The sequence below is a fragment of the Sphingomonas aestuarii genome (assembly GCF_054457155.1).
Genome location: NZ_JBTKVV010000001.1, coordinates 118,667 through 129,120 on the forward strand (window position 1 = coordinate 118,667; position 10,454 = coordinate 129,120).

At 62.5% G+C, this 10,454-nt stretch carries 13 protein-coding genes; 4 read left to right on the plus strand and 9 right to left on the minus strand.

Annotated elements, in window-relative coordinates:
- Window positions 1-10 precede the first annotated feature (10 nt).
- A complete protein-coding gene (locus ACX0GZ_RS00595; protein ID WP_458812152.1) occupies window positions 11-511 on the minus strand; it encodes a cupin domain-containing protein in 501 nt (166 codons plus the stop codon).
- Window positions 512-757: 246 nt separating this feature from the next.
- Between ACX0GZ_RS00595 and ACX0GZ_RS00600 the strand changes: the two genes are divergently transcribed.
- Window positions 758-904 carry a hypothetical protein gene (locus ACX0GZ_RS00600; protein WP_458812155.1) on the plus strand — a complete coding sequence of 49 codons (147 nt, stop codon included), beginning with the start codon at window positions 758-760 and terminating at the stop codon, window positions 902-904.
- Window positions 905-906: 2 nt separating this feature from the next.
- On the opposite strand, the gene ACX0GZ_RS00605 is transcribed toward ACX0GZ_RS00600, so the two are convergent.
- The 3 genes from ACX0GZ_RS00605 to ACX0GZ_RS00615 all read right to left on the minus strand — a co-directional run bounded on the left by ACX0GZ_RS00605 (window position 907) and on the right by ACX0GZ_RS00615 (window position 4,284).
- Window positions 907-1,584: a potassium channel family protein gene (locus tag ACX0GZ_RS00605; RefSeq protein ID WP_458812158.1), complete on the minus strand. Its 678-nt coding sequence runs from the start codon at window positions 1,582-1,584 to the stop codon at window positions 907-909.
- Window positions 1,574-2,908, minus strand: a complete 1,335-nt coding sequence (locus tag ACX0GZ_RS00610) for a TrkH family potassium uptake protein (protein WP_458812161.1) — start codon at window positions 2,906-2,908, stop codon at window positions 1,574-1,576. Before ACX0GZ_RS00610 ends, ACX0GZ_RS00605 begins: the two co-directional genes overlap by 11 nt.
- Before the next feature lie 338 nt (window positions 2,909-3,246).
- Complete coding sequence (locus ACX0GZ_RS00615) at window positions 3,247-4,284, minus strand: amidohydrolase family protein (RefSeq protein ID WP_458812164.1); 1,038 nt, start codon at window positions 4,282-4,284, stop codon at window positions 3,247-3,249.
- Between the two features lie 109 nt (window positions 4,285-4,393).
- Between ACX0GZ_RS00615 and ACX0GZ_RS00620 the strand changes: the two genes are divergently transcribed.
- Window positions 4,394-5,254: a helix-turn-helix domain-containing protein gene (locus tag ACX0GZ_RS00620; protein ID WP_458812167.1), complete on the plus strand. Its 861-nt coding sequence runs from the start codon at window positions 4,394-4,396 to the stop codon at window positions 5,252-5,254.
- A 195-nt stretch (window positions 5,255-5,449) separates the two neighbouring features.
- Here the strand turns inward: ACX0GZ_RS00620 and ACX0GZ_RS00625 are convergent, their stop codons facing one another.
- Together ACX0GZ_RS00625 and ACX0GZ_RS00630 are read right to left on the minus strand one after the other, a co-directional pair.
- A complete protein-coding gene (locus ACX0GZ_RS00625) occupies window positions 5,450-6,001 on the minus strand; it encodes a pseudouridine synthase (protein WP_458812170.1) in 552 nt (183 codons plus the stop codon).
- 12 nt (window positions 6,002-6,013) lie between these two features.
- Window positions 6,014-6,646: a carbonic anhydrase gene (locus ACX0GZ_RS00630; RefSeq protein WP_458812173.1), complete on the minus strand. Its 633-nt coding sequence runs from the start codon at window positions 6,644-6,646 to the stop codon at window positions 6,014-6,016.
- An 82-nt stretch (window positions 6,647-6,728) separates the two neighbouring features.
- Here ACX0GZ_RS00630 and lipA point away from each other — a divergent pair, with 82 nt between their 5' ends.
- A complete protein-coding gene (lipA, locus tag ACX0GZ_RS00635) occupies window positions 6,729-7,667 on the plus strand; it encodes a lipoyl synthase (RefSeq protein ID WP_458812175.1) in 939 nt (312 codons plus the stop codon).
- Window positions 7,667-8,122, plus strand: a complete 456-nt coding sequence (locus tag ACX0GZ_RS00640) for a type II toxin-antitoxin system RatA family toxin (RefSeq protein WP_458812178.1) — start codon at window positions 7,667-7,669, stop codon at window positions 8,120-8,122. Before lipA ends, ACX0GZ_RS00640 begins: the two co-directional genes overlap by 1 nt.
- Here the strand turns inward: ACX0GZ_RS00640 and ACX0GZ_RS00645 are convergent.
- Genes ACX0GZ_RS00645 through ACX0GZ_RS00655 form a run of 3 tightly spaced genes read right to left on the minus strand, consistent with a single transcriptional unit; the run spans window position 8,089 to window position 10,450 of the window.
- Window positions 8,089-8,643: a CinA family protein gene (locus ACX0GZ_RS00645; RefSeq protein WP_458812181.1), complete on the minus strand. Its 555-nt coding sequence runs from the start codon at window positions 8,641-8,643 to the stop codon at window positions 8,089-8,091. The genes ACX0GZ_RS00640 and ACX0GZ_RS00645 overlap by 34 nt on opposite strands.
- Entirely contained in the window at window positions 8,643-9,188 is a 546-nt protein-coding gene (locus ACX0GZ_RS00650; RefSeq protein WP_458812184.1) for a hypothetical protein, read from the minus strand. Before ACX0GZ_RS00650 ends, ACX0GZ_RS00645 begins: the two co-directional genes overlap by 1 nt.
- Entirely contained in the window at window positions 9,185-10,450 is a 1,266-nt protein-coding gene (locus ACX0GZ_RS00655) for a bifunctional 2-C-methyl-D-erythritol 4-phosphate cytidylyltransferase/2-C-methyl-D-erythritol 2,4-cyclodiphosphate synthase (protein WP_458812187.1), read from the minus strand. Before ACX0GZ_RS00655 ends, ACX0GZ_RS00650 begins: the two co-directional genes overlap by 4 nt.
- Window positions 10,451-10,454 lie beyond the last annotated feature (4 nt).

A 10,454-nucleotide genomic window follows, 5' to 3' on the forward strand; every position in this document is an offset into this window, starting at 1 on the left:
CTGGTCAACGTTAATCGAGCGGCGGACCAACGATCGCCATTCCATGGGCGGCAAACACTGCCGTGGCAACGGAGGGTGCCGGAACGCCGTCAATGGTAGCTAGCTCTTCGAAGAATGCTTCCATGTCGCCTGCCGGCGTGAACATGAACAGCAGGCGGCCAGTGGGGCTTGTTTGCCGAAAGGTGTGGGGAATACCGCGAGGCAGGAATATCGTGTCGCCTGGGTTCAGCGTCTGGCCCACATCGCCACACAGAAACTTGTAACAGCCTTCCTGAACGACGAAGATTTCGTCTTGGTCAGGATGGACATGCAACGGAGGGCCTCCTTCAACCCTGCCGATATATTCAAATAAAGCGAAGGCCCCGTTCGTGTCGGAGGCGGATATTTTTACCCTGCAGCTATCCGGCCCTATGGCACGCTGTGCATGCCGCCGATCCGATCCAGCAAGGACAGTGAACGCGGCAGGTGTTTTTGGCGACGACGGCATGGCGATCTCCCTTGCGTCCGCCATATGACGCGTTGCGCCGTTCGCACTGGTATCAAACGGACATCCATCAACCCCCGAATGCTCCCACGCGGGTCAACTGGAATAATTGTCGACCCGCAGCGCCCTGCTTATCAAAGCCGGCATATCGCCTTCGCCCACGAACTTCTTCAGATGCTTCGTGGCTCGAAGGGTTTGCTGGCTTCGCTAGATGCCGCTTCTCACCGGAACATCGCGGGTTACCTCTCGTTTCTTTTGGAAAGGAGCACTGAAATGACCGATCAAAAGAAAAAAGGCGACCGTAAGCAATGGCAGAAGGAAGGCGTCGGCGGGGATCGTAAACAGGATAACGCCGATGAAGCTAGCCGAAGCAATACCGACACTGCGACGCAAAACAGCGGCACCGGAAAGCGGGATTAATATTAGGTAAGGGCTGCAAACCGCTCGACCAAATCCACTCGGCCTGAAACAATAAGCAGGTCGTCGGCTTCAAGCATCGTATCGGGCCGGGCGTAAGTGAAGTCCTCACGCGGTCGCTTGATGCCGACGATCGTGACGCCGTGGTTGGATCGGATTGCAGATTCACCGAGCGTCATGTTCGCCATTGCGGCGGGCGCCCGGGTCTTCGCGATCGCGAAGTCATCGTCGAATTCGATATAATCGATCATCCGGCCGGTAACCATGTGCGCGACACGCTCGCCCATCCGCGCTTCCGGATATACGACATGATGCGCGCCTGTGCGCTCCAAGATTCGTCCGTGCCGCTCGTTGGTGGCTTTCGCCCAGATGGTGGGCACGCCGAGATCAACCAGAGCCAATGTGGTCAGCACACTCGCCTCCACATCGCTACCGATGCCTACGACGGCGCTTGCGAAGTCACAGGCGCCCAGCTGCCGTAATGTTTCGACGTCGGTCGTGTCGGCCTGCACCGTGTGTGTCAAACGGTCGGACAGCCGCTGAACACGCTCAGCATCCTCATCTACGCCCAGCACTTCATGACCCATGCGAATAAGAGATTCGGCAACGGCTGTGCCGAACCGGCCCAGTCCGACCACCAGCACGGTGCTGCTGGTTCGGGAATTCCCGCGTTTAGCCGACAATGGGGGTCTCCTCAGGGTAACGATAGGATTTGCGCTTGCCGCCCAGCGCCAGCGCAGTAGCGACGGTTATGGTTCCGACCCGCCCGACATACATCAGCACGATCAACACCATCTGACCGGCGGGGGGCAGATCGGCGGTGATCCCCGTGGAAAGGCCAACGGTTGAAAAAGCGGAAATTGCCTCAAAGATCACATCACTAAGCGGCAGCGGTGTAATCGATAGCAGGATCAGCGTGCCAATTCCGATCAGAGCGACCGCCAGCAATACCACCGTCAGTGCTTGACGTTCGACATGGGGGCCGATCCGCCGACCAAAGATTGCCGCATCCTGCTTTCCCCGAATTTCAGACCACACGACGATGCCGAGCAGGAAAAAGGTCGTTACTTTGATACCACCCGCGGTGCCCGCGCTGCCCCCGCCGATGAACATCAGCAAATAGTTGATCGACAGCGTTTCGATACGAAAACTTCCCACGTCCAAGCTGTTGAACCCGGCGGTGCGGGGCATGGCCGAATGAAAGGCGGCATTGAGTAGTTTCTCGCCCCAGCCCATCGGTCCCAGCGTGTTGGGATTTCCCCATTCGGCAAGCAGGATCGCGAAGAACCCGCCAACAAGCAGGATAATCGTTCCCAGCACCGTTATCTTGGTATGAAGCGACCAGCTGCGCGGACTGCGCGCCCGCATCCGCAATTCCTGCATCACCGGGAAGCCCAGCGCCGCCACGATGACCGCAGTCATCACCGGAATAAGGATGAACCCGTCACTCTGATACCCCATCAGGCTGTCCGAATAGATGGAAAAGCCGGCGTTATTGAATGCCGAAACCGCATGGAACACACCGCTCCACGCGGCGTCGCCCCAGTCCTGCCCGTAGCTCAGCCGAAATCGAACCGTAAGCAATAGCGCAACGATCGATTCGACGATTAACGTAACCGCGAACACCAGCTTAAGGACGCCGACGGTATCGCCGGTTTCTAGCCTGCTGCGTTCAGCCTGAGTGAGCAGACGGTTGCTGAGCCGAAATCCCCGTCCCGCGACAAGACCGAGCAGCGTCGCCGCTGTCATAATGCCGAAGCCACCTATTTGGAATAGCGCCAGAATGATGACCTGCCCAAAGAGCGACCAGTATGTCGCCGTATCCACTGTCACCAATCCCGTGACCGCAACCGCCGACGTTGCGGTAAACAATGCGGTTATGAAGGGGGCGCCACCTGGAGCGGAGCGAGCAAAAGGCAAAGCTAACATCAGCGTGCCGATCACGATTGCGATCACGAATACAATCGGCACGAAGCGAGTTGGATGACGGATGCCGTTGAGGTTCATGAAGGTCGTCCGGGCATCGTGGGGGCGCGTTAGACGACCGAACGAAGTGTAGCAATCGTCGATGCCCTTCGACGTGTTTCGAGATTTTGGAGCAGACCAAGGCGGGGCCGTAACCGGTCGGCCAGGCGGGCGTAGATCGGCACGATCATCCTCTGGCCGCAATGGTTGCTGCTAGCCGCCGTTTGTCAAAGGGCGGCGTCTCGACAGGCCTGTTACAGGAAATGAATGACCCGATGGGGCGCGAAGCCGATGTTGCGCTTCCAAAAACCTACGGCGAACAGAACAAGCTCGGGCTCGATCTACTGGCGCCTGATCGATCAAGTGTGTGGCTGCACTGATTACTTTCCAAGCGCGTGATGCTCGCGGATGCGCCCTTCGTCAAAGCGAAGGAACCGGGCGGCGTTGTCGTAAAATATCGCTCGCTTTTGCGGTTCGGTCAAAAACGGGGCATCTTCGATGACCTCGACCGATGCCCCGATCGTTTCGGGCCAGATCATGTTGTCGGATCCAAACATCACCCGGTTTCCGTAGCCGGCGTCCATGATCGCCTTAAGGTAGCGGTAGAATTCGGCGCGCGGGAGCGTGTAGACGATCACGCCGATATCCACGTAGACCTGAGGATGCGCGTAGAGAACCGCGAGCAGGTCATCGAGCATCGGGTAGCCGGCGTGCATGAGATAGACGCGCAGCTTGGGGTGAGCCACCAGCACGTCTTCGATAATCAGCGGACTGTGCAGTCGTGCGCGATACTTGTCGAACACGGGCGCCCAATAGGGCGCACCGGGCGGGCCGGTGCCGATATGGATACCGACCGGTAGATCGAGTTCCTCGGCCATCTTCCAGAACCCCGCCAGCCGTGGGTCATCGGGTGCGGCACCAAAATACTGCGGGGCGATCTCGCCCAGCACCGCGATTTCGCCGGCATCCCGCATCGCCCTGACGCGCTCGACCGTCGCTGAATCGACATTGCCGATGTTGATGGCATCGCCCATCCCGGGAATGATGCGGTTGGGTGCCGCCCTGCGCCAGTCGTCGAGATCGGACTGGGAGTCAGCGCTGAGCACGCCAATCACGTTGTATTTTTCAAGCTCCGCCAGCGTGCGCTCTTTGAGATCCTGTTTGGTAGTCGGGCTCATGATCGGCTTAGGGCAGGCAAGGAACGCTTCGAGCATGACCGCCGCCCATGGTCTGGCCGGGTCCCACGCAGGGCGTGGATTGGGCACGCACATCGGTTGAGGCGGCGGGCCCATTATGTCGGGTTCGCTCGCATGCAGATGCATGTCGATGATCGGAGGGCGGCCTTGCGCCCAAGCTGCGCCTGGCGAGCCGACGCTTGCCACCAGGATGAAGAACAGGATCTTTGAAAGACCGGTCATGATCCATCTCCGCGATGAATTGGTGCCGGCCAGCCTAAAGTCGAGCACCGGTGCAGTCTTTCGAAATCGTGCTATAGTTTTGATCCCCAGGATCGGGAGGTCGGCTCGCATGCTGAAAGGACTGAGCACCGCGGCGATGGGCAGAATACCTGCCCCAATGCATGACGCAATCATTCGGCGATGCGAATGGTCGCTCTGCGCGATGGAACACTCGCGGATTGACGCGATCCAGATCGACGATCCAGGAGCGCCGTTCCATCATCTGGCGCTTTCGCTGGACGCCAGGCCGGAGAGAATGGGAATCGACGCCGACGGTCGTCGGTCAGTGGCTAACGGGCTTGCGAACAGTGTTTCCGTGATCGAGGCCGGAGTGGCGGGCTTGTCCTGGTGGGACGATCCGCTCGAGGCGGCCTGCTTCTACTTCACCTCGGAGTCGCTGGCGGTCGCTCTAGGCGATCCGATCGATGACCACGAAATCCGAACCACCGCCTCGCTTCATGCGCCGGATGTTTCGCGGCTGCTCCGTGCCCTGCACACCGACGCGACAAATGGCCAGATGCACGGGACGTTAGTGGGCGATTCCATCTTCGTCGCGATCGCCGCCCTGCTCGCGCCATCGGGGGTGGGCTGGCAGGGGCGCGCACGACCCGGAAGTCCGGACTGGCGGGTCAGGCGGGCGCTGGAGTTCATTCACGCTCATCTGACGCAACCCATCCACATTGCGTCCATTTCTGCAGCGGCCGGAACGAGTCCCTACCATCTGAGCCGTTTATTCGCGGGTGCTATGGGTCTGTCGATCTGGCGCTATGTCCTTCGCGAGCGAGCGCGGCACGCCGTTGTGCTCATCACCGACGCGAAACTCACCTTGATGGAGGTTTCCCACGCGGCGGGCTTCGAAACCTATCCCAGCTTTATCGCTGCGATCCGCAACGAGTTTGGCCACCCTCCGTCGGTTTTACGGCAGGCTTAAAACTTCATCCGTAAACGTCAGGATTGGGGCGCAAAGCTGTCGCTATAAAATATCACCGGACACATACCCAAAACCGACTCACAAAGGCGTTGAGAGCCCGCAAAACCCGCGGAAATCCCTGGGTTGAGGGGAGAAGGAATTCCGGGTTCGAATCCTGTCTCCCTGACCATCATGGCGCGGATCGGCGCGTTTTTGTCAGAGTTCCAGCATCCGCCATTCGCCGGGGGCGAGCCCGTCGAGCGTCCAGTCGCCAATCCGTCGGCGGATCAGGCGCAGCGTCGGATGACCGACGGCGGCGGTCATTCGTCGGACCTGGCGGTTCTTTCCTTCGCGGATCGTCAGTTCCAGCCAGCAATCGGGAATCGATTTTCGCTCGCGAATGGGGGGATTGCGTGGCCACAGCGCGGGGGGAATGATCGTCCGCGCCTGTGCGGGTCGTGTCATACCGTCCTTCAAAACGACGCCTCGTGCCAATTGATCGATCGCGTCTTGGTCGGGAATGCCTTCGATCTGGACGAGATAGGTCTTGGGCAGTTTGAACCGCGGATCGGCGATACGCGCCTGGGTCGGGCCATGATCGCTCAGGACCAACAGGCCCTCGCTGTCGCGGTCGAGGCGCCCGGCGGGATAGAAGCCGGGCATGTCGATCACATCCGACAGGGTATCGCGCGTCGTGCCGCCATCGCCGCGATCGGTGAACTGCGACAACATGCCATAGGGTTTGTTGAGCAGCAGCAGGCGCGGCATGGGGGGCGGCCCTTATGCGGGCGCGAATTCGCCGCTGCGTTCGTCCATGACGTGCAGCACGCCGTCGGCAATCGCGAAATAGGCGCCGTGGAGCGTGAGCTTTCCGCTGCGCTCGCGGTCCGGCACGAACGGGAAGGTCCGAAGGTTCGCCAGCGAAACCCGGACGGTTTCCAGTTCCAGCGCGCGGATCGCCTCAGGCCCGTCGCCATGTTCCGCGAACACGCGCTCGCGCGCGTCGTCGAGCAGGTCGATCCAGTGGGCGATGAAGCCGCCGCTTCCCGGCTCGGCATCCTTGAAGCATTGCGACAGCGCGGCATGAACGCCGCCGCATGCGCCGTGGCCCATCACCACGATCTCCTCGACCTCCAGCTGGGTCACCGCAAATTCGAGCGCCGCCGATACACCGTGACGGCCGCCGCCAGTTTCGAACGGCGGCACCAGATTGGCAACGTTGCGCACGACGAAAATCTCGCCCGGCGACGTATCGAAGATCTGCGCCGGATCGACCCGGCTGTCGGAACAGGCGATCACCATCACCCTGGGGCTTTGCCCTGCGCTCAGCGTCTGCCAGCGTGCGCGTTCGATGGCCCATTCCTGGTCGCGAAAGCGGTGATATCCCTGGACGAGTTCTGCGAATCCGGTCATGCGCGCATCCATAGCGCGTGGAGGCCTTTGCGCAAACGCCCGGCGCTTGTGCCGCCGCCTGTCCGTGGCTATCTCGCGTGGCATGAACGACCCGACGCCCGTTGTCCGCCCGCCCCGTCAGCGCAAGCCCGACTGGATTCGCGTCAAAGCACCGACGTCCGCAGGCTTTGCCGAGACCAAGGCGCTGATGCGCGCGAAAAAGCTGACGACGGTCTGCGAAGAGGCGGCGTGCCCGAACATCGGCGAATGCTGGACCAAGAAGCACGCGACGGTGATGATCCTGGGCGATACCTGCACCCGCGCCTGCGCCTTTTGCAACGTCAAGACGGGGATGCCGCGCGCGGTCGATGCGAAGGAACCCGATCACGTCGCCGAAGTCGCGGTGCAGATGGGGTTGCAGCACATTGTCATCACCTCGGTCGATCGCGACGACCTGCCCGATGGCGGCGCGTCGCAATTCGTGAAGGTGATCCGCGCGATCCGCGCCGCCGCGCCCGCGACGACGATCGAGATCCTGACCCCCGATTTCCGCAACAAGGCCGACGCCGCGGTCGAGGCGATCGTCGAGGCCCGTCCCGACGTTTATAACCACAATCTCGAAACCGTCCCGCGGCTCTATCCGACGATCCGCCCCGGCGCGCGCTATTACGCGTCGCTCAGGCTGCTGGAGAGCGTGAAGAAGCACGATCCGTCGATCTTCACCAAATCGGGCGTGATGCTGGGGCTGGGCGAACAGCGGCTTGAGGTGCATCAGGTCATGGACGACATGCGGTCCGCCGATGTCGATTTCCTGACGATGGGCCAGTATCTGCAACCCACGCCGCGCCACGCCAAGGTCGAGGATTTCGTGACTCCGCAGGCGTTCGACGCCTATGCCGCGATCGCGCGGGCCAAGGGCTTCCTGCTGGTCGCATCGTCGCCGCTGACCCGCTCCAGCTATCACGCCGGCGACGATTTCGAAAAGCTGCGCGCCAATCGCGAAGCGAAGCTGGCGCGGAGCGGGCAGGGCATTCGCGCCTGATGCCCAAACATACCGAAACCCGGCACCTGCCCTACACGCCGGAACAGATGTTCGACATGGTGGCCGATGTCGGCCGCTATGGCGAGTTCCTGCCCTGGGTCAGTGCGATCCGGGTGCGGTCGGACAGCGAAACCGAAATGGTCGCGGACATGATCGTCGGGTTCAAAGGGCTGCGCGAGACGTTCACGTCGAAGGTCGACAAGCAGCGTCCGCGCCATATCCGCGTCGATTATGTCGACGGACCGCTCAAATATCTCAACAATGACTGGACGTTCCGCGCGGATGATGACGGCGGTTGTTACGTCGATTTCTGCGTCGATTTCGCGTTCAAGAACCGGATGTTCGAAATGCTGGCGGGGCAGGTGTTCGACCGGGCGCTGCGCAAGATGATCGGCGCGTTCGAAGACCGGGCTCGGGTGCTTTACGGCGAGGGCGGGGCGTCCTCCGCCGCCTGATCGTCGCCCAACGGGTTGGCGCCGGGCATCAGCAGATCGAGCGCGCACAAAGCCGCCTGAAGCCGGATCTGGCCGCGGCCCTCATCGTCGAACTTGCGCTCGTCGGCGACCACGTCGCGCGGATCGTTGCCGCGTTCGGCGCGCGCGAAGACCACGGTGCCCACCGGCTTCATCTCGCTCCCGCCACCCGGCCCGGCGATGCCGGTGATCGCGACCGCGACATCGGCCTGCGAATGCTTGAGCGCACCCTGCGCCATGCTCCACGCGACCGCGACCGACACCGCACCGAAGGTTTCGACCAGATCGGACGGCACGTCGATCGCGCTTTGCTTGGCTTCGTTCGAATAGGTGACGAAGCCGATGTCGAACACGTCCGACGAGCCCGGAATTTCGGTCAGTGCCGCCGATACCAGCCCGCCGGTGCAGCTTTCGGCGAGCGCGATGCGGCGACCGGCGGCGCGGTTCGCCTCGATCGCGCGCCTTGCGGCATCGACCAGCTTGGCGGGCAGCACGTTCTCCATCAGCCGGCGACCGGACAGATGCGAAGACGGCTCGGCACGCGATTGCGCACTTCGGACCGTTCGTCATTGGTCGCGACCTGAGCGAACAGCACGGCGAGCCCCGCCAGATTGCGGGCGGGCAGCGGCTCCATCAGCGTCACCGCGCGGTCGATCGTCGGGCAATCCTGCGCGCGGATTTCCTTGACCAGCAATTCGGTCATCATCGTGCCGACCAGCGGCGCTGCGAAATCCGAATCGAGCATCGAACTCGCTTCGGGCTGGATCTTGGCGATCGCGCGCTTGGCGATCGGCCACGCGCCGCGCGATTCTTCCCTGTATTTGGCGAGGAACGGGCTCGACAGGCGACGGAGCATCGCGTTCTGCGGAAGGTTGGCGGCGCAGAGCTGGCCGGTGCGCTGGAGCATTTCAGGCGCGACGAACAGAAACAGCGCCTCGGCCTCCTGCGTCGTCACGCAATTGCGGCTGGCCTGCTCGGCCTGCGCGATCGGAGCGGCGACGATCGCGGCGAGCGCGGCGGTCAGGCCGATGAACGGGATACGCTTCATATACTGGAAACCCCTGAAAAACGGACGGTCGCGACGGCCTGAGCGGCAATGCCTTCGCCGCGCCCGGTGAAACCGAGCCGTTCGGTCGTCGTCGCCTTGATGCTAACCCGCGCCACCGGCAGCCGCAACAGATCGCCGATCCGCGCGCGCATCGCGTCGCGATGCGGCCCGATCTTGGGCGCTTCGCAGATGATCGTCAGGTCGACGAAGGTGACGCGCCCACCCTCCGCCTCGACCAGTGACGCGGCGTGCTGAAGGAACTGCGCCGAATCCGCGCCTTTCCATTTGGGGTCGCTGGGCGGGAAATGCAGGCCGATATCCCCCGCTGCGATCGTCCCGAGCAACGCGTCGGTGATGGCGTGGAGCGCGACATCGGCATCGCTGTGACCCGACAGCCCCTTGTCGTGCGGGATGTGGACGCCACCCAGCCAGAGTTCTTCTCCGGCAGCGAGGCGGTGGACGTCGTAGCCGCTGGCGGTGCGATATTCGGGTGCTGGCGTCATGCGGGCCTCGGCCTCTGCGAAATCGGACGGATAGGTCAGTTTCTCAAGCATATTGTCGCCCTGGACGAGGATGACGTCATGGCCGCTCGCCCGTGCGATTTGGGCATCGTCGGTCGCTTCGGAATCGGCGGGCCATGCGCGGTGGGCGTTCAGGATCGCGTCGAAGCGGAACACCTGCGGGGTCTGGATGCGGTGGAGGTTGTCGCGGGATACGACCTCCCCCAGTATCCCCGAACTCCCCGATCCGTTCGTTTCGAGCGAAGTCGAGAAACGTGAGCTTGGCGCTTGTAAGCGTTTCTCGACTTCGCTCGAAACGAACGGGGTGGGCGGGGTGACTGTCCCGCGCGCCAGCGTGTCGGACACGGGCAGGGCAGGGACCGCCCCCGCTGCCTTATCCAGCGCCGCAAGCAAACGACCGACCACCGTCCCCGGGACAAACGGCCGCGCAGCGTCATGGATCAGCACCCGTGCAACGTCACTCCCGCCAAGATACGCCAGACCGCGCGCCACCGACTCTCGCCGCGTCACGCCACCCTCGACCCATTCGACATCGCCGATCGCCGCGCGCAGCAAGTCTTGCTGCCCTGAACCGATCACCACGACCACGCGGTCGATCCCAGGATGCGCGGCCAGCGCACGGTGGCTGTGCGCCACCATCGCGGTGCCGCCGATGCGCGCGAATTGCTTGGGCAGCGCCTGTCCCGAACGCTCGCCGCGCCCGGCAGCGACGATCAGCGCGACCGTGGTTCCCTGTTCCATCGCC